This window comes from Serratia sp. SA088, assembly GCF_049065515.1.
In the GTDB taxonomy this organism is placed as follows: Bacteria; Pseudomonadota; Gammaproteobacteria; order Enterobacterales; family Enterobacteriaceae; genus Serratia; species Serratia nematodiphila.
Map to the genome: position 1 here is coordinate 430,224 of NZ_JBAKGW010000003.1, position 24,744 is coordinate 454,967.

Sequence of the window (24,744 nt, forward strand, 5' to 3'; positions counted from 1 at the left end):
TTATTCTCCAATCATGTCGATGTTGGCGGCGCCCGGCGGCACCATCGGGAATACTTTTTCGTTGATATCGATCAGCGCGTGGATCAGGCAGGGGCCCGGGCGTTGGATCGCCTCGGCCAGCGCCGCCTGCGGATCTTCCGCGGCGTTCAGATCGCAGGTATCCAACCCGAATCCGGCGGCGATCTTCAGGAAGTCGGTGCGCTTCGGATAGGCGGCGGCGAAGATGCGCTGTTGGTAGAACAGGGTTTGCTGCTGGTGCACCAGCCCCAGCGCCTGGTTGTTCATCAAAATGATTTTCACGTCCAGATCGTGCTCGACCGCGGTGGCCATTTCCTGAATGTTCATCATCAGGCTGCCGTCGCCGGAGAAGCACAGCACTTTGCGCTCGGGCTCCGCCAGCGCCGCGCCGATCGCCGCCGGCAGACCGAAGCCCATGGTGCCCAGGCCGCCCGACGTCAGCCACTGGCGCGGCCGGCTCAGCGGATAGGCTTGCGCCACCCACATCTGATGCTGGCCTACGTCGGTGGTGATAATAGCGCTGTCGTCCACGCAGCGCGCGGCGGCCAGCACCAGGCCGTAATGGCTCAGCGGATCGTCGGCGTTCGGCATGTTGAACGGGAATTCGCGCTTCAGGTCATTGACGGTGTTCAGCCATTCGCTGCGCGGCTGCGTGTCGATCTGCGGCAGCAGCTGTTGCAGCACCTGGCCGACGTCGGCATGGATCGCCACGTTGGCCTGTTTGACCTTGCCCAGCTCGGCGCGGTCGATATCCACATGAATGATGGCGGCGTTAGGGCAGAACTGCTCGGTTTTGCCGATTGCCCGATCGTCGAAACGCGCGCCCAGCACGATCAGCAGATCGGCTTCCTGCAGAATGAAGTTGGTGCTGCGCGCCGCGTGCATGCCCAGCATGCCCAGCGACAGCGGGTGTTCCACCGGCATCGCGCCCAGCGCCATCAGCGTCATGGTGGTGGGCAGACCGGCGCGTTCGGCCAGTTCCACCGCTTGCCGGTGGGCGTCGGCGCAGATGATGCCGCCGCCCAGATAGAGGATCGGGCGCTTTGCCCGGTTGATCATCGCGGCGGCCTGCGAAACCAGCGCCGGATCGAAGCTCGGAGCGGCGTCCGGCACGGCGATCGGCGGCAGCTCTTCCAGCGTGATGGTGGCGGTTTGCACATCTTTCGGCACATCGATCCAGACCGGGCCGGGGCGGCCGGACTCGGCGATGCGGAAGGCGTCGCCAATCACCTGCGGCAGTTCGCGGATATCGCGCACCAGATGGTTGTGCTTGGTGATCGGGATGGAAATGCCGTAGGTGTCCACTTCCTGAAAGGCGTCGGTGCCGATCATCGAGGAGGGCACCTGACCGGTGATGCACACCAGCGGAATGGAGTCGAGTTTGGCGTCGGCGATGGCGGTGACCAGGTTGGTGGCGCCCGGCCCGCTGGAGGCGATGCACACCGCCGCCTTGCCGTTGGCGCGCGCCATGCCTTGCGCCATAAAGCCCGCGCCCTGTTCGTGGCGCGCCAGCACGTGGTGAATGCGGGTGCTTTGGCTCAGCGCGTCATACAGCGGCAGCGCGGCGCCGCCGGGAATGCCGGCGACGGTGGTGATGCCCTGACGCTCCAGCAGATGAACGATCAATTGTGCGCCGGTGAAGCTGGTGCCCGGTTGAGGCGTGCCCGAAGTTGCCATGTTCCTGTCCTTTCTCAAGGCCGGTGAGCTTTGCTGGGCAGGGTGCTAAAACAAGAAACCCCGCCCGGTTTGCGCCGGCGGGGTTTGGGAATCGATGCGTTGATTCGGACCCTACGGCGCATTGCCGACGACCACCACCACACGCACGACGACCACCGCGGCTGGTAGCGCGGTAACTAGTAGGGTCGAAGTCAGCGAGGATGCGATCACAGGGAACCTTATCATCAGTAAAAAAAGTCAGGTTTTTATAAAAACACAGGCGCAAAATTCGCACAACAGGTTTATTGGCGCAGCATAAAAAACGAGCGTCAGATCACGCTTTGCCCGAAATGCCCAGCACGCGCGCTTCGGGCGCGCTGCCGTCCAGCAGGGCCTGCGTCGGGCCGTCGTAGTAGATGCGGCCGTCGACCACCAGCAGCGTGCGCGGCGCGATGCGCGCGGCGTCGTCGAGGTTGTGCGATACCATCAGCAGCGTCAGGTTGCGCTGTTCGCATACCGTCTGCAGCAGTTGCAACATCTCGTTGCGCAGCGCCGGATCGAGCGCCGAGAAGGGCTCGTCGAGCAGCAGGATCGGCCGTTGGCGAATCAAACAGCGCGCCAGCGCGGCGCGCTGACGCTGGCCACCGGAAAGTTGCGACGGCAGGCGCTCCAGATGCTCTTCCAGGCCGACCTGATGGGCGATGTGCGCCCGCTGTTGGCGCTGCTGTTCAGTCAAGCGCAGTCCGGGATCCAACCCCAGCCCGATGTTCTGCGCCACCGTCAGATGCGCGAACAGGTTGTTCTCCTGAAACAGCATCGACACCGGCCGCTTGGCCGGCGGCGAGGCGGTGTGGTCTTCGCCGTTCAGCAGCAGCCGGCCGTTGGCCGCCGGCAGAAAGCCGGCGATCAGGCTCAGCAAGGTGCTTTTACCGGCGCCGCTGGGGCCGAGCACCGCGACGCGCTCGCCCGGCTGGATGCGCAGATCAAAGCGCATCGGCAGGTGTTCATACAGGTAGGTCAGTTTTTCAAGCGTCAGCATGGCGGCCCGGTAAGCGTTCAATCAGGGTAAACAACAGGAAGCACAGCAACAGCAACAGCAGCGCGGTCACCGCCCCGTCGTTGCTGCGGTAGGCGCCAATCTGCTGATACAGGTAAAAAGGCAGGGTACGGAAATGCTCGTTGCCAAACAAGGCGACCACGCCGAAGTCGCCGATCGACAGCACGCAGGCGAAGGCCAGCGCCTGTGCCAGCGGGCGGCGCAGGGCGTGCAGCTCAATCAGCCGCAGCCGTCGCCAGCCGCGGATATCCAGCGACAGGCACAGCGGGTTGTAACGTTCGGCGAGGTCGCGCATCGGGTTCTCCAATACCTTTAGCGCGTAGGGCACCGCCATCAGCGCATTGGTGAGGATCACCAGCGCATAGGGCGACTGCGGCAACCCCACTGTATCGCTCAGCAGCAGGAAGAAGCCGGTGGCCAGCACGATGCCCGGCATCGCCAGGATCACCATGCCGCTCAGCTCCAGCGCCTGGCCGCCGCGCAGCTGTTGCCGCAGTTTTAGCTCACGGCTGCTCCACAGCAGCATCATCGTGAGCGCCACGCACAGCAGCCCTGCGCCGAGGGCGATGCGCAGCGACGTGAACAGCGCCTGCCACAGCACCGGCTGGCGCAGCACGCTGACCATGGCCTGGTTGGCGCCGTCGGCGATCACCGCCAGCAGAGGCGGCAGCAGCAGCAACAGCGCGGCGGCGATCAGCAGAAAATCGCCGATGCGTCGCCACAGGCTGTCTTCCGGGTTGCGCCAGCGCTGGGCGTGGGTATGCCCCACCGGCAATGCCTGGCTCAGGCGCTGACTGATCAACACCAGCCCGAGACAACAGCCCAGCTGGATCAGCGCCAGCATGGCGGCACGCCCCAGATCGTAGTCGTAACTCAGCGCCTGGTAGATCGCCAGTTCGATGGTGGTGGCCTGCGGCCCGCCGCCCAGCGACAGCACGGTGGCGAAGCTGGCGAAGCACAGCATGAAGATCAGTGCGCCGCTCGGCAGGATTTGGCGGCGCAGCGCCGGCCATTCGACGAAGCGGAACTGCTGCCAGCCGTTCATGCCCAATTGGGCGGCCAACTGGCGCTGCTCCACCGGAATGTTCTCCAGTGCCTGCAGCAACAGGCGGGTGGCCAGCGGCAGGTTAAAGAACAGGTGCGCCAGCAGAATGCCCTGCAGACCGTAGGGCGAGAAACCATACTCGACGCCCAGCCAGCCGCACAGCGTCGCCAGCCAGCCCTGGCGCCCATAGACGCTGAGCAGGCCGAACACCGCCACCAGCACCGGCAGCACCAGCGTCATGGCGCACAGCCGCAGCAACAACTGCCGGCCGGGGAAACGGCGGCGATAGAGCGCGCGCGCCAGCAGAATGGCGGGCAGCACCGAGATCAGCGCCGACAGCAGCGCCTGCCAGAAGGTGAAACGCACCACGTGCCACAGATAGCTGTCCTGCCACAGGCTGCGCCAGTCGCTGTCCGGCGCGTGACGCCACAGCGAACCCAGCGCCAGCGCGGCGACGAGCAGGATCAGGCCGGCGGCCAGCAGCCCCGGCCAGAGCCAGCGGGGGATCAGCGGCTGACGGCGGTTTGCCATGCCCGGATCCAGCCGCCGCGTTGTGTGGCCACCTCTTCGGCGCTGTATTGCAGCGCGGTCTGCGGCACGTTCATCTGCTCAAAACCGACGGGCAGCGGGGTGTTGATCACCGGGTACATCCAGTTGCCGGTCGGGATGGTGTTCTGGAATGCCGGCGTCACCATGAACCGCATGAAACGCTCGGCCAGTTCAGGCTGTTTGGCGGCTTTCAGCTTGCCGGCCACTTCCACCTGCAGGTAGTGGCCTTCGCTGAACGTGGCGGCGGCGTAAAGGTCTTTTTTTTCTTCGATCAGGTGGTAGGCGGGAGAGGTGGTATAGCTGAGCACCAGATCGCCTTCGCCTTTCAGGAACAGGCCGTAGGCTTCGCTCCAGCCTTTGGTGACGGTCACGGTCTTTTTCGCCAACTGCTGCCAGGCGGCCGGCGCCTTGTCGCCATACACTTTTTGCATCCACAGCAGCAGGCCGAGCCCCGGCGTGCTGGTGCGCGGATCTTCGTAGATCACTTTCCAGTTGCGGTCGCCGCTGACCAGTTCCTGCAGGCTTTTCGGCGGGTTCTTCAGTTTTTCTTTGTTGTAGACGAAGGCGAAGTACCCGTAGTCGTAAGGCACGAAGGTCGCGTCCTGCCAGCCGCCCGGCACCGTCAGCCTGGCGGTATCGACGCCGCTCGGCGCGAACAGGCCGGTTTGCTGCGCCGCCTGCAACAGGTTGTTGTCCAGCCCCAGCACCACATCGGCGGCGCTGTTCTTGCCCTCCATGCGCAGGCGGTTCAGCAGCGAAACGCCGTCTTCCAGCGCCACGAACTTCAGTTCACAGTCGCATTCGGCCTCGAAGGCTTTTTTCACCGCCGGGCCTGGGCCCCAGTCGGCGGCGAAGGAATCGTAGGTGTAAACCGTCAGCGTCGGCTTGGCGAACGCCGGCGCGGCGCACAGCAGCAATAAGCAGGGCAGATATTTTTTGACCACGTTGCACTCCTGAAAAATAAGGGGGCAAGGGCATCTGAGGGGGCGAGGCGGCGTCGCCGGTTCGCTGGGCTCAAATCCCTCCGCCGGTATTGACCGGATCAGGTTCGACGGGTGTGCTCTCAGCGGAAAATCAGGCTTATTACGCGGCCCGGTTCTCCGCACCCCGTTGAGACGGCGCTATTGTAAAGATTAACCGACTTGGGCGAAAGGCGCTTATGTCTCCGGCGGGGCAAACCAGGCGGACTTGAAGTCGAACCAGCCGAGGGTGTTCATCCGCACGCCGCGCATGCTGCGCTGGCCGTGCAGCTGCAGCCAGTGGTGGAACAGCGGATGCAGCTGGTGGTTGCTGACCAGACGCTGGCAGAACTCCGCCAGCGGCAGACGGTTGGCGCGCCACAGCGCCGCGTCCTGCGCCAGATCTTCGTTCATGCAATGCTGCATCAGTGGCAGTTCGTACAGCGTGGCGAACAGCGAAAACTCCAGCGGCAGATAGAAGTTGGCGCTGCCAAGCCACAGATCGCTGCGTGCGTCGCCCTGGTGCCAGGTGGCGTAATCCACGCTTTGCACGATCAGGCGGATGCCGTGCTGCGCCAGCAGCGGCTCGATCGCCTGACGGATGGCGTGAAACTCCGAATGCTCATTGAAGTGGGTCATCGTCAGTTCGGTCAGCCCCGCCGGTTTGGGCTGCTGCGCCAGCGCGCGGTTGTGGTGCCAACGGGGCAGCAGGCCGTACGCCGGCGACCAGTAGCGTTGGTAGAGCGGCCCGGCGTGGCTCAGCAGCGAAATGGGATTGATCAATTCGCACAGCCAGCTGCGAATGGCGGGATCGGCGGCCAGCGGGGAGCGCTGGTCGAACAGCAGGAAATAGCAGCCCTCTTCCAGCCGGCTTTCCAGTTCGTTGTTGCCGGTTTCATCGCCCTGCAGCTGTACGCCGGAATGCACCAGTTCTTCGGAGAACTCCGGCAGCACCCAGATATTGACCTCATCAATAAGCGCCCGGTAGCCGAAATAGTCGTCGAAGGCGTGGATCTTCATCTGGCTGGGGAGATTGCGCACTACGCGATAGGGGCCGGTGCCGATCGGATGGCGGGCGAAATCCGGCAGTTCGCGCCATTCGCGCGGCAGGATCATGGCGTGCACGCTGCCCAGCAGCCAGGGCAGCCAGTGGTCGGGGCTGCGCAGATGCACGTCAATCACGAATGGCGTCGGCGAGGTGACGCTCTCGATATGCGAGAACAGCGGTTGCGAGGTCAGACGCGAAAGAGAAGTAATGACGTCCGCCATCTCCAGCTCGCGGCCGTGATGAAAATGGATCGCCGGGCGCAGGTAAAATCGCCAGTGCAGTGGCGTCAACGCCTGCCAATGGTGAGACAGATCGGACTCCAGTTCCCCGTTTTCCTCATTTATGCGCGTCAGACCGTTGAAGATCTGGCGCGCCAGATGGGTTTCCGAACGCCGCAGCGCCGAGCCGGGCAGCAGGTTGTACAACTGCCGGTAGTAGAGCACCCGCAGGATGTGTTTCCCCTGGCGGAAGCTACGCCCCAGCTGTGACAGCAGCATCTGGCGCACCACGTTTTTGTCGCCCACCAGTTGCACCAGCTGATCGATGCGATCCTGTTCCAGCAGCTCCTCGGCCCGCTGTTGCTGCAGCGCCAGGCCGGTGTAGTGGAAGGTTAGCCGCGAACGCTTGCCGCGCCCCGACTCCGCCTGCCAGGTGAGCCAGCCTTCCCGCTGCATGGCGCTCAGCAGGGAGCGCACGTGGCGCCGCGAGCAGCTGAGCACCTCCGCCAGATCCTGCAGCGTGGTGTCGGTGGTTTCACCGTGGCAGCGCTGCCACAGGCGGATGAACTGCTGCTGCAATCTGGACGTGGACATAAAAGAGGAACGCTCCCGCTTCAACTCGTCAATTTTTCTTTCCCTATATTACGCCGATAATTTTCATCAATGAAAGGGGAGGGCGTAATCATGAAAGCTTTCTTATCCAGGCAGTTCTATCAGCGCTATTTCAGCGCGGTGCGCCGCCAGCGAGCCGACTGGCTGAGCGTGGTGCCCGAACAGGCGCGGCTGGCGATGCTGGCGCACCTGACGCAATGGGACATTAAAGAGATGACCGATAAGCAGTATCGCGAGCACCTGTAGGGGCTGCGGCAACAAGTTTCTGAGTAATGGTGCTGTTTCACCAGCCAGTGGGGTGACCCACTGGTTTTTTTATGCGCGGTCATGGCGATGCGCTTGCATTTTTCTCGCCGTGGCTTAAGGTTCTTTCTTCTGCTTTGAGGTCAGGGAAGACGATATGCAACGCCTGAGCCGGTTGTCACTGCGCATTAACCCCATCTTTGCCGCATTCCTGCTGATCGCTTTTCTCTCCGGCATCGCCGGCGCGTTGCTGACGCCGACGCTCAGTCTGTTTCTGACCACCGAGGTCAAAGTGCGGCCGCTGTGGGTAGGGCTGTTTTACACCGCCAACGCCGTGGCCGGCATCGTGGTCAGTTTTCTGCTGGCCAAGCGCTCCGACACCCGCGGCGATCGGCGCCGGTTGATCCTGCTGTGCTGCCTGATGGCGGTCGGCAACTGCCTGCTGTTCGCCTTTAACCGCGACTATCTGACGCTGATCACCGCCGGGGTGCTGATGTCCGCCGTTGCCAACACCGCCATGCCGCAGATTTTCGCGTTGGCGCGGGAATATGCCGACAGCGAGGCGCGTGAGGTGGTGATGTTCAGCTCGGTGATGCGCGCCCAGCTTTCGCTGGCGTGGGTGATCGGCCCGCCGCTGTCGTTTGCGCTGGCGCTGAACTATGGGTTCACCGTGATGTTCCTGATCGCCGCCGCCACCTTCGCGGTTTGCGTACTGCTGGTAGGGTTTATGCTGCCTTCGGTGCCGCGTGCGGCGGAGAATAAGGAGCTGCAGGGCGGGATGTCTGCGCCGATCGCGCCCGCCAGTGCCTGGCGCAATCGCGACGTGCGGCTGCTGTTCATCGCTTCGATGCTGATGTGGACCTGCAATACCTTGTATATCATTGATATGCCGCTGTATATCACCGCCGATCTCGGGCTGCCGGAAGGGCTGGCCGGGGTGCTGATGGGCACCGCCGCCGGGTTGGAAATCCCGGCAATGCTGCTGGCCGGTTATTACGTCAAACGCTTCGGCAAGCGCAACATGATGCTGCTGGCGGTGGCGGCGGGCGTGCTGTTTTATCTCGGGCTGACGGTGTTGGCGACCAAGCCGGCCCTGATCGCGCTGCAACTGCTCAACGCGGTGTTTATCGGCATCGTCGCCGGTATCGGCATGCTCTATTTTCAGGATTTGATGCCGGGCCGGCCGGGCGCCGCCACCACGCTGTTCACCAACAGCATCTCTACCGGGGTGATCCTGGCCGGGGTGCTGCAGGGCGCGCTGGTGGAGAATTTCGGTCATGGTTCGGTGTATTGGATGGCGGCGCTGCTGGCGCTGGCGGCGCTCGGGATGAGCGCCAAAGTGCGTGAAGTGTGAGGTTAAACGACGGCATTCTTGATGCAAGTCATTGAGAAGGCTAAGCCGGGCGCTCAAGCTGAAAGCATATGGCGCGCGATCGTTGCGCCCACGCCCGTCTCGCTATTGAGATGCCGCCCTGTCGTTTAGAACAGTGGGAACGTTATGGATAAACTCACACCGCTCAAACCGCTTCCTTCCCTGTGCGCCCTTGGCGCCACGCTGATTATCTGGTTCCTCATTCCCGTGCCGGAGGGCGTTGCGCCCAACGCCTGGCAGCTGCTGGCGCTGTTTATCGGCACCATCATCGCCATCATCGGCAAGGCGATGCCGATCGGCGCGGTCTCGGTGATCGCCATCGCTCTGGTGGCGGTGACCGGCGTCACCAACCCCGGCAAGCCGGGCGCCGCGCTGGACGACGCGCTCAGCGGCTTTTCCAACCAGCTGATCTGGCTGATCGGCTTTTCTATCATGATCTCCCTCAGCCTGAACAAAACCGGGCTGGGCGCGCGCATCGGCTACTACTTTATCTCGCTGTTCGGTAAAAAAACGCTCGGCATCGCCTACGCATTGACGTTGGCGGAAACCACGCTGGCGCCGGTGACGCCGAGCAATACCGCGCGCGGCGGCGGCATCATTCACCCGATCATGAAGTCGATCGCCGACAGCTTCGGCTCCAAACCCGAGCTCAATACCTCCGGCAAGATTGGCCGCTACCTGTCGCTGGTGAACTACAACATCAACCCGGTCACCTCGGCGATGTTTATCACCGCCACCGCGCCTAACCCGCTGATCGTTAGCCTGATCGCCAAAGGCACCCACGGCAGCTTCGAGCTGTCCTGGTCGATGTGGGCGGTCGCCGCCCTGGTGCCAGGGCTGTGCTCGCTGATCGTGATGCCGCTGGTGATTTATCTGCTGTACCCCCCGGAGGTGAAAAGCACGCCGGATGCGCCGCGTTTCGCCCGCGAAAAGCTGCAGGCGCTGGGGCCGGTGACGCTGCCGGAGAAAATTACTCTCGGGGTATTTGCGCTGCTGCTGGTGCTGTGGGCCGGCATTCCGGCGATGATCTTCGGCCCGGCGCTGGTGGTCAATCCTACCACCGCGGCGCTGATAGGCCTGGCGGTGCTGCTGGCCACCGGCGTGCTGAGCTGGGAGGATGTGCTGAAGCATAAAGGGGCCTGGGACACCGTGGTGTGGTTCTCGGCGCTGGTGATGATGGCCAGCTTCCTCGGCAAGCTGGGGCTGATCGGCTGGCTGTCGCAAACCGTCGGCAACGGCATCGACCGTATGGGCATGAGCTGGGTGGGCGGCACGATCTTGCTGACACTCATCTATTTGTATTCACACTATTTCTTCGCCAGCACCACCGCGCACGTGACGGCGATGTTCGCCGCCTTCTTCGCTGCCGGCATCGCGCTTGGCGCGCCACCGGCACTGCTGGGCCTGATCCTGGCGTTTTCTTCCTCGCTAATGATGTCGCTGACGCATTACGGCACTGGCACCGCGCCGATCATCTTTGGCTCCGGCTACGTGACGCTGGGGGAGTGGTGGAAAGCGGGATGGGTGATGAGCGTGGTTAACCTGCTGATCTGGATAGTGATCGGCGGTGCATGGTGGAAGCTGCTGGGCTACTGGTGAGGAAAAAATTCACCCGCCGGGCGGCGGGTGAAGGGGATTAATTCAGAAACGCCGGCTGCTGCGCTTCGTAGCGGGAGATGTCCGCTTCGTGCTGCAGCGTCAGGCCGATGCTGTCCAGCCCGTTGATCATGCAGTGGCGGCGGAAGCTGTCTATTTCGAACGGATAGCTTTTGCCGCCGGCGTTGACCGTCTGGTTCTCCAGATCCACCACGAACTCCATGCCCTCGTTGGCGTCAACCAGTTTGAACAGCTCATCCACCTGCTGCTCGCTCAGCGTCACCGGCAACAGCTGGTTGTTGAACGAGTTGCCATAGAAGATATCGGCAAAGCTCGGCGCAATCACCACTTTGAACCCGTAGTCGGTCAGCGCCCAGGGGGCGTGTTCGCGCGAAGAGCCGCAGCCGAAGTTTTCGCGCGCCAACAGGATGCTGGCGCCTTTATAGCGCGGTTTGTTCAGCACGAACGCCGGGTTCGGCTGCTGGCCGGCGTCGTCGAGGAAGCGCCAGTCGTTGAACAGGTGCTGGCCGAAACCGGTGCGGGTCACCTTCTGTAAAAACTGCTTGGGAATAATGGCGTCGGTGTCGACGTTGGCCGCATCCAAAGGCACCACTAAGCCGGTATGTTGAGTAAATTTAGCCACGTTAGCCCCTTAGTGAATATCACGGATGTCAGCGAAGTGACCGGCGACGGCGGCCGCGGCGGCCATTGCCGGGCTGACCAGGTGGGTGCGCCCACCGCGGCCCTGGCGCCCTTCGAAGTTACGGTTGCTGGTGGACGCGCAGCGCTCGCCCGGATTCAGACGGTCGTTGTTCATCGCCAGGCACATCGAGCAACCCGGCAAGCGCCATTCGAAGCCGGCTTCAATAAAGATTTTGTCCAACCCTTCGGCTTCCGCCTGGGCCTTCACCGGGCCGGAGCCTGGCACCACGATGGCCTGCACGCCGCTGGCGACCTTGCGCCCCTTGGCGATAGCCGCCGCCGCGCGCAGATCTTCGATGCGTGAGTTGGTGCAGGAGCCGATGAACACTTTGTCGATCGGCACCTCGGTCAATTTGATGCCCGGTTTCAAATCCATGTAGGCCAACGCTTTCTCGGCGGAAGCGCGCTCAACCGGATCGCTGAACGATTCCGGCGCCGGGATCGCCTGATTGACGGCGATCACCTGGCCGGGATTGGTGCCCCAGGTGACCTGCGGCGCGATCTCTTCGGCGTGCAGCGTCACTACGGTATCGAACTGGGCGTCGGCGTCGGACTTCAGCGTGCGCCAGTAAGCGACCGCCTGCTCCCAGTTTTCGCCGGTTGGCGCGAACTGACGCCCCTTCAGGTAGGCGAAGGTGGTGTCGTCCGGCGCCACCAACCCGGCTTTGGCGCCCATCTCGATCGCCATGTTGCACAGGGTCATGCGCCCTTCCATGCTCAACGCTTCGATCGCCTTGCCGCAGAATTCCACCACGTGGCCGGTGCCGCCTGCGCTGCCGGTTTTGCCGATCACCGCCAGCACGATGTCTTTGGCGGTAATGCCCTCGGCGGCGTCGCCGGTGACTTCAATCTTCATGGTCTTGGCGCGGCCCTGTTTCAGGGTCTGGGTCGCCAGCACGTGTTCCACTTCGGAGGTGCCGATGCCGAACGCCAACGAGCCGAAAGCGCCGTGGGTGGCGGTGTGCGAGTCGCCGCAGACGATGGTCATGCCCGGCAGCGTCATGCCTTGCTCAGGCCCAATCACGTGCACGATGCCCTGGAACGGGTGGTTCAGGTCATACAGCGAAACGCCGAATTCCGCGCAGTTCTTGATCAGCTCCTGCATCTGGATGCGCGCCATTTCGCCGCTGGCGTTGATGTCTTTGGTCTGGGTCGACACGTTGTGATCCATGGTGGCGAAGGTTTTGCCGGGTTGGCGCACCTTGCGGCCCATGGCGCGCAGGCCGTCGAACGCCTGCGGCGACGTGACTTCGTGCACCAGGTGACGGTCGATATACAGCAACGGCGTTTCGTTCGGTGCTTCGTGCACCACGTGAGCGTCGTACAGCTTCTGGTATAAGGTCTTGGCCATGTTATGCCCCCTGAGCTACAAAGCGGGCGATGATATCGCCCATTTCATCGGTGCTGACGGCTTTGCCGTCACCGGCCAGATCGGCGGTGCGGTAGCCCTGTTCCAACGCCTGGTTGATGGCGCGCTCCACGGCGTCGGCCGCTTCATCGGCGCCCAGGCTGTAACGCAGCAGCAGAGTGGCGGACAGGATCTGCGCAATCGGGTTGGCGATGCCTTTGCCGGCAATATCCGGCGCGGAACCGCCCGCCGGTTCGTACAGGCCGAAGCCTTGCTCATTCAGGCTGGCGGACGGCAGCATGCCCATCGAACCGGTGATCATCGCGCACTCGTCGGACAGGATGTCGCCGAACAGATTGGAGCACAGCAGCACGTCGAACTGGGACGGATCCTTGATCAACTGCATGGTGGCGTTGTCGATATACATGTGCGACAGCGACACGTCCGGGTAATCCCTGGCGACCTGATTGACCACTTCACGCCACAGAATGGAGCTTTGCAGCACGTTGGCCTTGTCGATCGACGTCACCTTGTGGCGGCGCTTGCGGGCGGATTCGAAGGCGATGCGCGCGATGCGCTCAATCTCGAAACGGTGGTACACCTCGGTGTCGAAGGCGCGCTCCTGCATGCCCTGGCCTTCACGGCCCTTCGGCTGGCCGAAGTAGATGCCGCCGGTCAATTCGCGTACGCACAGAATGTCGAAGCCGCGGGCGGCGATGTCGGCGCGCAGCGGGCAGAACGCCTCCAGCCCTTGATACAGGCGCGCCGGGCGCAGGTTGCTGAACAATTTGAAGTGTTTGCGCAGCGGCAACAGCGCGCCGCGTTCCGGCTGCTCGGCCGGCGGCAGATGTTCCCATTTCGGGCCGCCTACCGAGCCGAACAGGATGGCGTCGGCCTGCTCGCAGCCGGCGACGGTCGCCGCCGGCAACGGGCTGCCGTGGCGATCGATGGCGATGCCGCCGACGTCGTACTCGGCGGTGGTGATGCGAATGTCAAAGCGTTGACGCACCGCGTCCAACACTTTGCGCGCCTGAGCCATTACTTCCGGGCCGATGCCGTCTCCGGGCAAGACGGCAATGTGATAAGTCTTCGTCATGTTCACACCGTTTCCTGATTATTTTGATGTTTGTTTTGCTGCAGGCGCTGCTTTTCTTTTTCTACCTGCTGTGAGCGCCAAATATTGTTCAACACGTGCACCATCGCCTTGGCGGAGGATTCGACGATGTCGGTCGCCAGCCCCACGCCGTGGAAGCGGCGGCCGTTGTAAGAGACCACGATATCCACCTGGCCCAGCGCGTCGCGGCCATGGCCCTTGGCGGTCAACTGGTACTTCACCAGCTCGATCGGGTAGTCGGTGATGCGATTGATCGCCTGATAAACCGCATCGACCGGGCCGTTGCCGGTGGCGGCTTCGGCTTTCTCTTCGCCGCCGCAGATCAGTTTCACCGAGGCGGTGGCCATGATGCTGCTGCCGGACTGTACGCTGAAGTAACCCAGGCTGAAGTGCTCAGGCTCTTCCTGTTGTTTGTTGATGAAGGCCAAGGCCTCCAGATCGTAGTCGAACACCTGGCCCTTTTTGTCGGCCAGCTTCAGGAAGGCGGCGTACAGGGTATCCAGGTTGTAATCCTGCTCCTGGTAGCCCATCTCTTCCATGCGGTGTTTCACCGCCGCGCGGCCGGAGCGGGAGGTCAGGTTTAACTGCACGTCCTTCAGGCCGATCGACTGCGGGGTCATGATTTCGTAGTTTTCGCGGTTCTTCAGCACGCCGTCCTGGTGAATGCCGGAGGAGTGGGCGAAGGCGTTGGAGCCGACGATCGCCTTGTTGGCCGGGATCGGCATGTTGCACAGCTGGCTGACGATCTGGCTGGTGCGGAAGATTTCCTGGTGGTTGATGTTGGTGTGCACATTCATGATGTCCTGGCGCACTTTAATCGCCATGATCACTTCTTCCAGCGAACAGTTGCCGGCGCGTTCACCAATGCCGTTCAGGGTGCCTTCCACCTGGCGGGCACCGGCCTGCACTGCGGCGATGGAGTTGCCGACCGCCATGCCCAAATCGTCGTGGCAGTGCACGGAGATGATGGCTTTGTCGATGTTCGGCACGCGGTCATACAGGGTAGTGATGATGCCGCCGAACTGGTTCGGGGTGGTGTAGCCGACGGTATCCGGGATATTGATGGTGGTGGCGCCGGCGTTGATGGCGGCTTCAACCACGCGACACAGGTTGTCGATCGGCGTGCGGCCGGCGTCTTCACAGGAGAACTCCACGTCGTCGGTGTAGTTGCGGGCGCGTTTTACCGAGCGCACCGCCATCTCCAGCACTTCGTCGAACGAGCGCTTCAGCTTCGATTCGATGTGCAGGGTTGAGGTGGCCAGGAATACGTGGATGCGGAACGCTTCGGCGACGCGCAGCGCTTCGGCGGCCACGTCGATGTCTTTGTCCACGCAGCGGGCCAGGCCACAGACGCGGCTGTTCTTGATCTGGCGCGCGATGGTTTGCACCGACTCGAAGTCGCCCGGCGAAGAGACCGGGAAGCCGACTTCCATCACGTCAACGCCCATTCTTTCCAGCGCCAGCGCAATCTGAATCTTCTCTTTTACGCTCAGGCTGGCCTGCAGCGCCTGCTCGCCATCACGCAGCGTGGTATCGAAAATAATGACTTGTTGGCTCATCGGTGCATTCCTTATCGTGTTGATTTCACGCTAAGCGGGCAAAAAAAAACCCGCGCAGTAGCGCGGGTTTCTTATGGGTGATCGGCTGAGTCAGCTCCGAACGTCGTCCACAGGCATACCGCGCAAACAAGATGCGTTGAGTAGTAGGCCTAGTAGACGGTGAGTACGGATCATAAGGGTTCAGCTTCTCTTAAATTGGGTGTCTGCCTAATTTGATACGTGATTGGCCTGGCGATGTCAACACCTGATTGAATGCGGGGACAATGCATCAGCCCATTAGCTAAACAGAGGATCATTCGGCAAAAAAACGACGCCTTAGAGAAAAAAATGGGGCCAGTTTGCGTGCTGCTTAGCATAAACGAATCGAATATATACTGCGCTAATTGCTTCTGGATTTCGTTGCGTTAAGATTTGTGATGAAAAAAGCAAGAGGGATTAATCACGGGGAGCAATAAAATAACATTTCCAATACAAATGGTTTAAATTGAACTCATATGAATAATTGATTGTTTTAGTCATAATATAACAAAATAATGCGTTTTTACACAAAGTGAGCGGTGTTTTTAGATGGTTTGATTGCTTATGATGTGTTTTTATAGTTTGTCTCATACAGTGCGGCGACGTTGTTCAATTGTATTAATCATTGTTGATACCTAATTATTAGTACTACCCAGGTGGCATTCTTCTCGCTGACGGGGAAAGCTGCTGACATGTATTCCATATACGACTTATATCGTGTCGATAACACGAGGTTTTTTATCGATTGATGACGGTAATGGCAGGATTTGTCGTGCAAAGATAAGACAATGCGGCGTTTCATTGTTTGTCGAGCATAAGGATTAGATTATTTACACAGGATTTAGTGGAGTGAAATATGGCTGAATATGATTCAGAAATCGCCATGGTCAAAGAGCCGGCGGACATCCATTTGCGCAGCGTCGATCTTAATTTACTGACGGTGTTTGACGCCGTGATGCAAATGCAAAATATTACGCGAGCCGCTAATTCGTTAGGGATGTCGCAGCCGGCGGTGAGCAACGCGGTAGCGCGCCTGAAGGTGATGTTCAACGACGAACTGTTCGTGCGCTGTGGCCGCGGGATCCAGCCCACCATGCGGGCCAGGCAGCTGTTCGGGCCGGTGCGGCAAGCGCTGCAGCTGGTGCAGAATGAGTTGCCGGGATCTGAGTTTGAGCCGCTGACCAGCACGCGAGCGTTCTCCCTGTCGCTGTGCAGCCCGCTCGATTTGCGTCTGGGCGCCGGGATAATCAATCACGTCAAACAGATAGCGCCGCAGCTTAACCTGCAAATAAAGTCATACATTAACAATAATATTGAACGTCAACTGCGTTACCAGGACGTGGAGTTTGTCATCGGCTACAGCCGTTTCGAGTCGGCGGAGTTTCGCAGCTTGGCGATGTTCGACGACGAATTAGTGCTGGCGGTTGCGCAGGCGCACCCGAGAATAGGCGAGGAGGTGACGCCGGAACACATGCTGGCCGAGCAGCATGCTGCGGTTTCCCTGGAAAGTTTTGGATCGTTCAGTAAACCTTTTTATTTAGACGAGCCGATGCTGCGTGTCGTGACGCAGCAGTGCACGGATCTTTACAGCGTGTTGAATATGGTGTCGCAAACGGAAATGGTAGCGATTGCGCCCGCCTGGTTGGTGCGACAGCAGACGGAGGCGTTGAAAATAAAGGCGGTTGCTTTATGTGGCAACGATAATAAAGCCACCTGCTACCTCTCCTGGCATGAATCCTCAGAGCGGGATAAAGGCCACCAGTGGATGAAATCTGTCCTGATTGAGGCGGGTAACCCAAAGTAAAGCGATAAAGATGGGAGCCATATAAAGATAATATTCAATTGAGCGTTTTTTTCTCATGAAAAAAACTAAGAACTATCTGCGTTTTTATTAAGATGTTTCTTGGTTTTGCGGCGATAGAATAACTTATTCTCAGGATAAATTTGTTCATTTAGCGAAAACAATTAATATAAATTAATATTCTGATTTTTACTTTCCAGCTGGAATTTTAAACTAACTCGATGTGGCGGCCCGAACGGGCCGCGTTTTATGGCCGCCATCAAACCTTTTCCTTCCCGTTTTGTCCAACCCATGAAAGCGCGAAAGCCGGCCTGAGTTTTGGCTCACACTTCTACGCTGAAATCGCTTTTCCCCCTGCCCGAGAGTAGGTAGACTGCGCGGAAAAAAGTAAACACGTGTAAGCTGAGATGAGGGCCGCAAGGCATCGTTCAGGCTTAACTGTATGATTCATTTCAGGCTTAGAGCACTATGATCACTAATCTGCTGCAATACCATTTGATCCATCGTATACAGCATCAAATCACCCACCGAGCCGATCGCACAGCATTTCGCCAATGGTCGCCCAACGGCGAGTTTCAACTGACCTGGGGAGCGGCGGCTGCCCGCATTGATCGCATTGCTGCCGGGCTGCTGGCGCTGGGCGCCGAAGTGCAAGAACGTATCGGTATCTTCGCCAATAACACGGTGGCCTGGTCGTTGACCGATCTCGCGATCCTGCACCTGCGTGGCGTCAGCGTACCGCTCTATTCCACCAATACGCCGGCGCAGGCGGCCTTCGTCATCAACGACGCTGACATTCGCATCCTGTTCGTCGGCGAGCAGGCGCAGCTGGATGCCGCCATCGCACTGCGTGGCGTCTGCCCACAGCTGAGTCATATCATCGTGTTCGACGAGGGCGCCGATCTGCGCGGCTGCGAGATCGCACAACACCTGAGCGCCTTCGAGCGCGCTGCCGATCCGGCGGCTTTTATCGCTCAACGTCGGCAGCGCATTGAAGAGTGCGACCTGCAGGATCTCTTTACCCTGATCTATACCTCGGGCACTACCGGCGAACCGAAAGGGGTAATGCTGGACTACCGCAACCTGGCGGCGCAGCTCTACCTGCATGATGAGAGACTGACGGTCGGCGAAGAGGATGTGTCGCTCAGTTTCCTGCCGCTGTCGCACGTGTTCGAGCGTGCCTGGAGCTTCTTTGTCATGCATTCCGGCGCGCAGAATGTTTTCCTGCCGAACACCGACTGGGTACGGGAAGCGATGGGGCAGGTGCGGCCGACGTTAATGTGCGCGGTACCGCGTTTCTACGAGAAGATTTTCAGCGCGGTGCATGAAAAAGTGGCGCGTGCCCCTTGGCTGCGCCGTGCGCTGTTCCACTGGGCGATCGTCTGCGGGGAGCGCAAGTTCCTGCAAGAGCGGGCCGGCAAACCGTTGGGCAAACTGTTCGAACTCTCTCACCGCTGGGCCGACAAGCTGGTATTGAGCAAGCTGCGCGGCATTCTCGGTGGCCGGGTGCGTTTCTTGCCGGCGGCGGGCGCCAAGCTGGATGATAATGTGATCCTGTTTTTCCAGGCGATGGGCGTCAACATCAAGTACGGCTACGGCATGACCGAAACCTGTGCGACCGTGTCCTGCTGGGAAGAGGGGCATTTCCGCTTCGGCTCTATCGGTAAACCGCTGCCGGAGGTCGAGGTGCGCATCGGTGAAGAAAATGAAATTCAGGTGCGCGGGCCGATCGTGATGCGCGGCTATTTCAACAAACCGTTGGAAACCGCCGCGACCTTTACCGCCGACGGCTGGCTGAAAACCGGCGACGCCGGGGCGATCGATGAAGAGGGCAATCTGTTCATCACCGAGCGCCTGAAAGATTTGATGAAAACCTCCGGCGGCAAATACATAGCGCCGCAGATGCTGGAAGGCACGCTGGCGCAGGACCGCTTTATCGAGCAGGTGGCGATCATCGCCGATGCGCGCAAGTTCGTTTCCGCGCTGATCGTGCCGTGCTTTGAGTCGCTGGAAGAGTACGCGAAGTCAGTCAACCTGAAATACCAGGATCGCCTGGAGCTACTGCGCAACGGCGAGATCCTCGCGATGTTCGAAAAGCGCCTGCGCGAGATGCAAAAGGAGCTGGCGCGTTTCGAGCAGGTGAAGAAGTTCACGCTGCTGCCGGCGGCTTTTTCCATGGAGTTGGGGGAGCTGACGCCCACGCTGAAGCTGCGCCGCAAAGTGATCCTGCAGCGCTATCAGCGCGAAATCGACTCGATGTACCAGGAACAGGCCTGACGCCGCCGCCGGGCCATGTGCCCGGCGAAAAAAGCGGCATATCCATCACCTGATTTAGTTCTGTAATTTCCCTCCTGTTCGAAACAATGCCTAGCCCGACAACCCTGAGGCTAGCGCATTGTTTTTATAAAGCTGCGATCTCCAGCCGCTTGGCAATAACCCTGCCACCGTTAAGCCATTTTGCCGTTTGCCTGCCCCAAATTCTGACGTTATGTTAATTCGATAGCGACAACCCATAAAAACTTTGGGGCATTGCCCCGCAGCAGGCGCTACGTTCCGGCGCCAGAGAAGAATAAGCAAGCCTGGAGGCAAACCCATGGAGATGTTGTCAGGAGCCGAGATGGTCGTCCGATCGTTGATCGATCAGGGCGTTAAACATGTATTCGGCTACCCCGGCGGGGCGGTGCTCGATATCTACGACGCCCTGCATACGGTCGGAGGGATCGATCATATTCTGGTGCGCCACGAGCAAGGGGCGGTGCACATGGCCGACGGCTACGCGCGCGCCACCGGCGAAGTGGGCGTGGTGCTGGTGACCTCCGGCCCCGGTGCCACCAATGCCATTACCGGCATTGCCACCGCCTATATGGACTCGATCCCGATGGTCGTCCTGTCGGGGCAGGTGCCCAGCTCGCTGATCGGCTACGACGCCTTCCAGGAGTGCGATATGGTGGGGATTTCTCGGCCGGTGGTGAAACACAGTTTCCTGGTGAAACGTACCGAAGACATCCCGGCGGTGTTGAAGAAGGCCTTTTACCTGGCTTCCAGCGGCCGCCCCGGCCCGGTGGTGATCGATCTGCCGAAAGACATCGTCGGCCCGGCGGTGCGGATGCCTTATGCCTATCCGCAGGACGTGAGCATGCGTTCCTACAACCCGACGGTGCAGGGCCACCGCGGGCAGATCAAACGCGCGTTGCAAACCATCCTGGCGGCCAAAAAGCCGGTGATGTACGTCGGCGGCGGCGCGATCAACGCCGGTTGTGAAGCCGAACTGCTGGCGTTGGCGGAGCAGCTGAACCTGCCGGTGACCAGCAGCCTGATGGGACTGGGCGCTTTCCCCGGCACCCATCGCCAGAGTGTCGGCATGCTCGGCATGCACGGCACCTATGAAGCCAATAAAACCATGCACCATGCCGACGTGATCTTCGCCGTCGGCGTGCGTTTCGACGATCGCACTACCAACAATCTGGCCAAATACTGCCCGGACGCCACCGTGCTGCACATCGATATCGATCCGACCTCGATCTCCAAAACGGTGGACGCCGATATCCCGATCGTCGGCGATGCCAAACAGGTGCTGGTGCAGATGCTGGAGCTGTTGGCGCAGGATGACAAGGCGCAGGATCACGATGCGCTGCGCGATTGGTGGCAGTCTATCGAGCAGTGGCGCGCCCGCGACTGCCTGGGCTACGACAAAAACAGCGGCACCATCAAGCCGCAGGCGGTGATTGAAACCCTGCATCGCCTGACCAAAGGCGACGCCTATGTGACCTCCGACGTGGGGCAGCACCAGATGTTCGCCGCGCTCTATTATCCGTTCGACAAACCGCGCCGTTGGATCAACTCCGGCGGCCTTGGCACCATGGGCTTCGGCCTGCCGGCGGCATTGGGCGTCAAGCTGGCGCTGCCGGAGGAAACCGTGGTGTGCGTGACCGGCGACGGCAGCATTCAGATGAATATTCAGGAGCTGTCCACCGCGCTGCAATATAACCTGCCGGTGGTGGTGGTGAACCTCAACAACCGCTATCTGGGCATGGTCAAGCAGTGGCAGGACATGATTTATTCCGGCCGTCATTCGCAGTCTTACATGGATTCGCTGCCGGACTTCGTCAAGCTGGCCGAGGCTTACGGCCATGTCGGCATCGCCATCCGCACGCCGGATGAGCTGGAAAGCAAGCTGGCGCAGGCGCTGGCGGAAAAAGAGCGGCTGGTGTTCGTCGACGTGACCGTCGATGAAACCGAACATGTCTACCCGATGCAGATCCGCGGCGGAAGCATGGACGAAATGTGGCTTAGCAAAACGGAGAGGACCTGATCATGCGCCGTATTTTATCTGTCTTGCTGGAAAACGAATCCGGCGCCCTGTCGCGCGTGGTGGGGTTGTTCTCCCAGCGCGGTTACAACATCGAGAGCCTGACGGTGGCGCCGACCGATGATCCGACGCTGTCGCGCATGACTATCCAGACCGTCGGCGACGAGAAAGTGCTGGAGCAGATTGAGAAGCAGTTGCACAAGCTGGTGGACGTGCTGCGCGTCAGCGAACTGGTGCAGGGCGCCCACGTCGAGCGCGAGATCATGCTGGTGAAGCTGCAGGCCAGCGGCTACGGCCGTGAAGAGGTGAAGCGCTGCGCCGACATTTTCCGCGGCCAGATCGTTGATGTGACGGCGACGCTGTATACGGTGCAGCTGGCCGGCACCAGCGACAAGCTCGACGCCTTCCTGAGCGCGGTGCGTGAAGTGGCGGAGATCGTGGAAGTGGCGCGTTCCGGCGTGGTCGGCGTGTCGCGCGGCGACAAAATCATGCGCTGAGCGCGGTCTGGCGGCGAATAATCGGGGCGCGGCGTGGCTGCGCCCTTTGTTTTTCGGTATTTTTTGCCCGATTGCTGGCACCTTTCGGCAAAAGCGGTTGCTAGGCAGTGTTTTCTGCTGTTAGATCGCAGAGGCTGGATTGAATAACCGTACGGGATGTCATGGTTAATCCGAGCACAGCCTTCACTTCTATTTTCAGCGTCATTAAGGGGTTAATGTGAAACTGGATGAAATCGCGCGTCTCGCGGGCGTTTCGCGCACGACGGCCAGTTATGTCATCAACGGCAAGGCGAAGCAGTATCGTGTCAGCGATAAAACCGTCGAGAAAGTGATGGCCGTGGTCAGGGAGCATAACTATCACCCGAATGCCGTCGCGGCGGGGCTGCGCGCCGGGCGCACCCGTTCTATCGGCCTGGTGATCCCGGATCTGGAAAATACCAGCTATACCCGCATCGCCAACTACCTGGAGCGCCAGGCGCGCCAGCGGGGTTATCAATTGCTGATCGCCTGTTCCGAAGATCAGCCGGATAACGAAATGCGCTGCATTGAGCACCTGCTGCAGCGTCAGGTGGATGCCATTATCGTCTCCACCGCCTTGCCGCCGGAACATCCTTTCTATCAACGCTGGGCCAACGATCCGCTGCCGATCATCGCGCTGGACCGCGCGCTGGATCGCGAGCATTTCATCAGCGTTGTGGGCGCCGATCAGGAAGATGCCTTTGCGCTGGCGCAGGAGCTGCGCACCTTCCCGGCTGAATCGGTGCTGTATCTGGGCGCCTTGCCGGAGCTTTCGGTGAGCTTCCTGCGTGAGCAGGGCTTCCGTCAGGCCTGGCAAGAGGATCCTCGCCACGTCGATTACCTGTACGCCAACAGCTATGAACGCGAAGCCGCCGGCGCGCTGTTTGCCGAATGGCTGAAAACGCACCCGATGCCGCAGGCGCTGTTTACCACGTCATTCTCTTTATTGCAGGGCGTGATGGACGTGACGCTGAAGCAACGCGGCCGCTTGCCGACCGATCTGGCGATCGCCACCTTCGGCGATCATGAACTGTTGGATTTCCTGGAGTGCCCGGTATTGGCGGTAGCGCAGCGCCATCGCGACGTGGCCGAGCGCGTGCTGGAGCTGGTGCTGGCCAGCCTGGACGAACCGCGTAAACCCAAGCCGGGGCTGACGCGCATTCGCCGCAATCTGTTCCGCCGCGGCAGCCTGAGCCGCAAGTAGTTTGCCTGACAGGGGCCCGCGTTGGCGGGCTCCTGGTTTAGACGTAGTCCGCCACCCGGAACAGCCGCCGGCAGTATTCCAGGAAATAGCCATACACCACGCCCATCGCCATGGAGACCAGCGCATTGCTGGTTACCGCCGCCAGCATTTGTTGGCCGTCGGCGCCTACGCTCCATAGAATGGCGGCATAAACCGGCGACTGGAAGCTGACGTAGGCCAGCAGATCGGCGAGGTTGCGCAGCAGGAACTGGCCGCGCGGGCAGCGGCGCGCCGTGCGGATAAACAGATCGCGATAGCGGCCGTAAGGCCAGGCGATCAGGATGTTGACCGGGATCGACAACAGGCGTGAAGAGAGGGATTGCTGGAAGCTCATGCCTGAGATCAACACTTCTATCGCCATGCCGGCGATAAAGCAATACACCACCAGTGCGAACGTATCGGCAGCGGCGCTACGCCAGTGAGTAGCGGGCGAAAGCATGTGTCACCCCTTATGGTTAAAATTCTGTTAAATCATTAATTTTTGGATGTTAAGGCTGGTTTTTTGCCTTTTTTATAGTGTACTAATCTGGATTGTGTTTTTTAACTAGGTTTATATTTTTATTTTTAACATTTGTTCGCTTTTTGTCCCGCAGAACAGGGGCGTAGGATGGAGCGGAGAGATTAAAATCGGCGTTTTTAAATAAATCGATTAAAAACATAAGGTTGCGATTTTTCGTTTTTGAAGAGGATTTTTTCCGGCAAAAATTGTGGAAATAAAGGTGTAAGAAAATGAAACCATAATTGTAAACAGGTATTTTGGGAATAATCTTACCAAGTTGATTTGAATCGAAATTACTTCTGCTCGTAATATCCGAGCCATTTATTTTTATCGCGGCCTCATCACGGCGGTGCAAATTGAAGTAAAATAGCGCCCGGTTTTACGGTGAATAACGATTGAGCGTTATTAACTCAAGGAGTTATGGCCTTATTCCTCGATCGGTTCGCCTGGCGCTGAGCCTTGGCGGGCGCGGCTCGCCAGCGGTTACAGCCCTGAGATTGCCGAGCTGAAAAATGAGACATGGCTTGCAGAAGGAAGTAATGAGTTAATTAATCGCCAGTTCGTCAGGTTTTTAATCAGATTCTTTCCGCTTAGAAAATTCTCTCCGTTTATCATGGTGTTAATTTTTAATCGTCGAATAATCAGAGTTTCTTTCGCGAGTCAGCTCCCAAAATGACCAGAGAAATATTGCCAAAGCGCTGGCGCTCTGGCTTGACAAGGTTTTCATACCCTCCGTAAACTCCATTGTGTGGGAATTTGTGGGGTAAAGTGGTGAAAACGGTCACTAAGGGGTAGCTCAGGAATGTTCCGTGGAGCGACGATGGTCAACCTCGACAGCAAAGGGCGGCTCGCCGTACCTACCCGATATCGGGAATTGCTCAACGAGGAATCGCAAGGCCAAATGGTCTGTACCATTGACCTCCATCAGCCCTGTCTGCTGCTTTATCCTTTGCCCGAATGGGAAATTATTGAACAAAAATTATCACGTCTGTCGAGCATGAATCCCGCCGAGCGCCGCGTTCAGCGCCTGCTGTTGGGGCATGCCAGTGAGTGTCAGATGGATAGTGCCGGTCGTTTGCTGTTAGCCAGTACGCTGCGGCAACACGCCGGGCTCACGAAAGAAGTGATGCTGGTCGGTCAGTTCAACAAGTTTGAACTGTGGGATGAACAGACCTGGTATCAACAAGTCAAGGATGATATTGACGCTGAACAGTCGGCTCAGGAACCGTTGTCTGAGCGGCTACAGGACTTGTCGCTATAAGC

Annotated in this window: 20 protein-coding genes and 1 riboswitch; of the genes, 9 read left to right on the top strand and 11 right to left on the bottom strand. The window is 59.8% G+C overall.

All coding sequences use genetic code 11. From position 1 onward, the window contains the following. The 6 genes from ilvB to sgrR form a co-directional block, all read right to left on the bottom strand. Positions 1-1,695 (bottom strand): acetolactate synthase large subunit, encoded by a 1,695-nt coding sequence (gene ilvB, locus ACOWVD_RS10780; protein WP_197798703.1) that lies wholly within the window; start codon positions 1,693-1,695, stop codon positions 1-3. A 111-nt stretch (positions 1,696-1,806) separates the two neighbouring features. Next, positions 1,807-1,920 carry an ilvB operon leader peptide IvbL gene (gene ivbL / locus ACOWVD_RS10785; protein ID WP_154747116.1) on the bottom strand — a complete coding sequence of 38 codons (114 nt, stop codon included), beginning with the start codon at positions 1,918-1,920 and terminating at the stop codon, positions 1,807-1,809. 88 nt (positions 1,921-2,008) lie between these two features. Further along, positions 2,009-2,713: a thiamine ABC transporter ATP-binding protein ThiQ gene (gene thiQ / locus ACOWVD_RS10790; RefSeq protein WP_049242016.1), complete on the bottom strand. Its 705-nt coding sequence runs from the start codon at positions 2,711-2,713 to the stop codon at positions 2,009-2,011. Beyond that, complete coding sequence (thiP, locus tag ACOWVD_RS10795; RefSeq protein ID WP_325994558.1) at positions 2,700-4,307, bottom strand: thiamine/thiamine pyrophosphate ABC transporter permease ThiP; 1,608 nt, start codon at positions 4,305-4,307, stop codon at positions 2,700-2,702. The genes thiQ and thiP overlap by 14 nt, the downstream gene beginning before the upstream one ends. Beyond that, entirely contained in the window at positions 4,283-5,269 is a 987-nt protein-coding gene (thiB, locus tag ACOWVD_RS10800) for a thiamine ABC transporter substrate binding subunit (protein ID WP_015376636.1), read from the bottom strand. Before thiB ends, thiP begins: the two co-directional genes overlap by 25 nt. A 57-nt stretch (positions 5,270-5,326) precedes the next feature. Then, positions 5,327-5,445, bottom strand: a riboswitch (TPP riboswitch). Positions 5,446-5,482: 37 nt separating this feature from the next. Continuing rightward, positions 5,483-7,144 (bottom strand): HTH-type transcriptional regulator SgrR, encoded by a 1,662-nt coding sequence (sgrR, locus tag ACOWVD_RS10805; RefSeq protein ID WP_049242022.1) that lies wholly within the window; start codon positions 7,142-7,144, stop codon positions 5,483-5,485. 90 nt (positions 7,145-7,234) lie between these two features. On the opposite strand from sgrR, the gene sgrT reads away from it, so the two are divergent. The 3 genes from sgrT (at position 7,235) to ACOWVD_RS10820 (ending at position 10,376) form a co-directional block, all read left to right on the top strand. After that, entirely contained in the window at positions 7,235-7,408 is a 174-nt protein-coding gene (gene sgrT / locus ACOWVD_RS10810) for a glucose uptake inhibitor SgrT (RefSeq protein WP_004932838.1), read from the top strand. 154 nt (positions 7,409-7,562) lie between these two features. Further along, the gene (locus ACOWVD_RS10815; RefSeq protein WP_049242024.1) at positions 7,563-8,759 is read left to right on the top strand and encodes a sugar efflux transporter; all 1,197 of its coding nucleotides are present in this window, start codon (positions 7,563-7,565) and stop codon (positions 8,757-8,759) included. Positions 8,760-8,903: 144 nt separating this feature from the next. Then, a complete protein-coding gene (locus tag ACOWVD_RS10820) occupies positions 8,904-10,376 on the top strand; it encodes a DASS family sodium-coupled anion symporter (RefSeq protein ID WP_197763726.1) in 1,473 nt (490 codons plus the stop codon). A 37-nt stretch (positions 10,377-10,413) separates the two neighbouring features. On the opposite strand, the gene leuD is transcribed toward ACOWVD_RS10820, so the two are convergent. From leuD to leuA, 4 genes are read right to left on the bottom strand one after another with little or no spacing between them, the layout of a single operon-like run. Next, entirely contained in the window at positions 10,414-11,016 is a 603-nt protein-coding gene (gene leuD / locus ACOWVD_RS10825; RefSeq protein ID WP_049242028.1) for a 3-isopropylmalate dehydratase small subunit, read from the bottom strand. A 9-nt stretch (positions 11,017-11,025) separates the two neighbouring features. Beyond that, the gene (leuC, locus tag ACOWVD_RS10830; RefSeq protein ID WP_044029698.1) at positions 11,026-12,426 is read right to left on the bottom strand and encodes a 3-isopropylmalate dehydratase large subunit; all 1,401 of its coding nucleotides are present in this window, start codon (positions 12,424-12,426) and stop codon (positions 11,026-11,028) included. 1 nt (position 12,427) lies between these two features. Then, on the bottom strand, positions 12,428-13,519 hold the full coding sequence (leuB, locus tag ACOWVD_RS10835) for a 3-isopropylmalate dehydrogenase (protein WP_004932823.1): 1,092 nt from the start codon (positions 13,517-13,519) through the stop codon (positions 12,428-12,430). Between the two features lie 2 nt (positions 13,520-13,521). After that, positions 13,522-15,096, bottom strand: a complete 1,575-nt coding sequence (leuA, locus tag ACOWVD_RS10840; RefSeq protein WP_004932820.1) for a 2-isopropylmalate synthase — start codon at positions 15,094-15,096, stop codon at positions 13,522-13,524. Between the two features lie 874 nt (positions 15,097-15,970). Here leuA and leuO point away from each other — a divergent pair. From leuO to cra, 5 genes are all read left to right on the top strand, one after another. Further along, complete coding sequence (leuO, locus tag ACOWVD_RS10845; RefSeq protein WP_164095546.1) at positions 15,971-16,918, top strand: transcriptional regulator LeuO; 948 nt, start codon at positions 15,971-15,973, stop codon at positions 16,916-16,918. Positions 16,919-17,383: 465 nt separating this feature from the next. Beyond that, positions 17,384-19,192, top strand: a complete 1,809-nt coding sequence (locus tag ACOWVD_RS10850) for an AMP-dependent synthetase/ligase (protein ID WP_049242032.1) — start codon at positions 17,384-17,386, stop codon at positions 19,190-19,192. A 316-nt stretch (positions 19,193-19,508) separates the two neighbouring features. Continuing rightward, complete coding sequence (gene ilvI, locus ACOWVD_RS10855; protein ID WP_033641254.1) at positions 19,509-21,227, top strand: acetolactate synthase 3 large subunit; 1,719 nt, start codon at positions 19,509-19,511, stop codon at positions 21,225-21,227. A gap of 2 nt (positions 21,228-21,229) precedes the next feature. Continuing rightward, a complete protein-coding gene (gene ilvN / locus ACOWVD_RS10860) occupies positions 21,230-21,721 on the top strand; it encodes an acetolactate synthase small subunit (RefSeq protein ID WP_004932806.1) in 492 nt (163 codons plus the stop codon). Positions 21,722-21,938: 217 nt separating this feature from the next. Then, positions 21,939-22,943 carry a catabolite repressor/activator gene (gene cra, locus ACOWVD_RS10865; protein WP_004932801.1) on the top strand — a complete coding sequence of 335 codons (1,005 nt, stop codon included), beginning with the start codon at positions 21,939-21,941 and terminating at the stop codon, positions 22,941-22,943. A gap of 37 nt (positions 22,944-22,980) precedes the next feature. Here cra and ACOWVD_RS10870 read toward each other — a convergent pair whose 3' ends face one another. Then, a complete protein-coding gene (locus ACOWVD_RS10870; RefSeq protein WP_004932798.1) occupies positions 22,981-23,421 on the bottom strand; it encodes an L-alanine exporter AlaE in 441 nt (146 codons plus the stop codon). Between the two features lie 862 nt (positions 23,422-24,283). Between ACOWVD_RS10870 and mraZ the strand changes: the two genes are divergently transcribed. Further along, positions 24,284-24,742 (top strand): division/cell wall cluster transcriptional repressor MraZ, encoded by a 459-nt coding sequence (gene mraZ / locus ACOWVD_RS10875; protein ID WP_031300396.1) that lies wholly within the window; start codon positions 24,284-24,286, stop codon positions 24,740-24,742. Positions 24,743-24,744 lie beyond the last annotated feature (2 nt).

Coding starts and splice junctions, on each gene's coding strand:
- thiQ (WP_049242016.1), bottom strand. CDS start 2,713: ATGCTGACGCTTGAAAAACTGACCTACCTGTATGAACACCTGCCGATG.
- mraZ (WP_031300396.1), top strand. CDS start 24,284: ATGTTCCGTGGAGCGACGATGGTCAACCTCGACAGCAAAGGGCGGCTC.
- ivbL (WP_154747116.1), bottom strand. CDS start 1,920: ATGATAAGGTTCCCTGTGATCGCATCCTCGCTGACTTCGACCCTACTA.
- leuB (WP_004932823.1), bottom strand. CDS start 13,519: ATGACGAAGACTTATCACATTGCCGTCTTGCCCGGAGACGGCATCGGC.
- ACOWVD_RS10850 (WP_049242032.1), top strand. CDS start 17,384: ATGATCACTAATCTGCTGCAATACCATTTGATCCATCGTATACAGCAT.
- leuO (WP_164095546.1), top strand. CDS start 15,971: ATGGCTGAATATGATTCAGAAATCGCCATGGTCAAAGAGCCGGCGGAC.
- ACOWVD_RS10870 (WP_004932798.1), bottom strand. CDS start 23,421: ATGCTTTCGCCCGCTACTCACTGGCGTAGCGCCGCTGCCGATACGTTC.
- ACOWVD_RS10820 (WP_197763726.1), top strand. CDS start 8,904: ATGGATAAACTCACACCGCTCAAACCGCTTCCTTCCCTGTGCGCCCTT.
- leuC (WP_044029698.1), bottom strand. CDS start 12,426: ATGGCCAAGACCTTATACCAGAAGCTGTACGACGCTCACGTGGTGCAC.
- ilvI (WP_033641254.1), top strand. CDS start 19,509: ATGGAGATGTTGTCAGGAGCCGAGATGGTCGTCCGATCGTTGATCGAT.
- sgrR (WP_049242022.1), bottom strand. CDS start 7,144: ATGTCCACGTCCAGATTGCAGCAGCAGTTCATCCGCCTGTGGCAGCGC.
- ACOWVD_RS10815 (WP_049242024.1), top strand. CDS start 7,563: ATGCAACGCCTGAGCCGGTTGTCACTGCGCATTAACCCCATCTTTGCC.
- ilvN (WP_004932806.1), top strand. CDS start 21,230: ATGCGCCGTATTTTATCTGTCTTGCTGGAAAACGAATCCGGCGCCCTG.
- ilvB (WP_197798703.1), bottom strand. CDS start 1,695: ATGGCAACTTCGGGCACGCCTCAACCGGGCACCAGCTTCACCGGCGCA.
- thiP (WP_325994558.1), bottom strand. CDS start 4,307: ATGGCAAACCGCCGTCAGCCGCTGATCCCCCGCTGGCTCTGGCCGGGG.
- sgrT (WP_004932838.1), top strand. CDS start 7,235: ATGAAAGCTTTCTTATCCAGGCAGTTCTATCAGCGCTATTTCAGCGCG.
- leuA (WP_004932820.1), bottom strand. CDS start 15,096: ATGAGCCAACAAGTCATTATTTTCGATACCACGCTGCGTGATGGCGAG.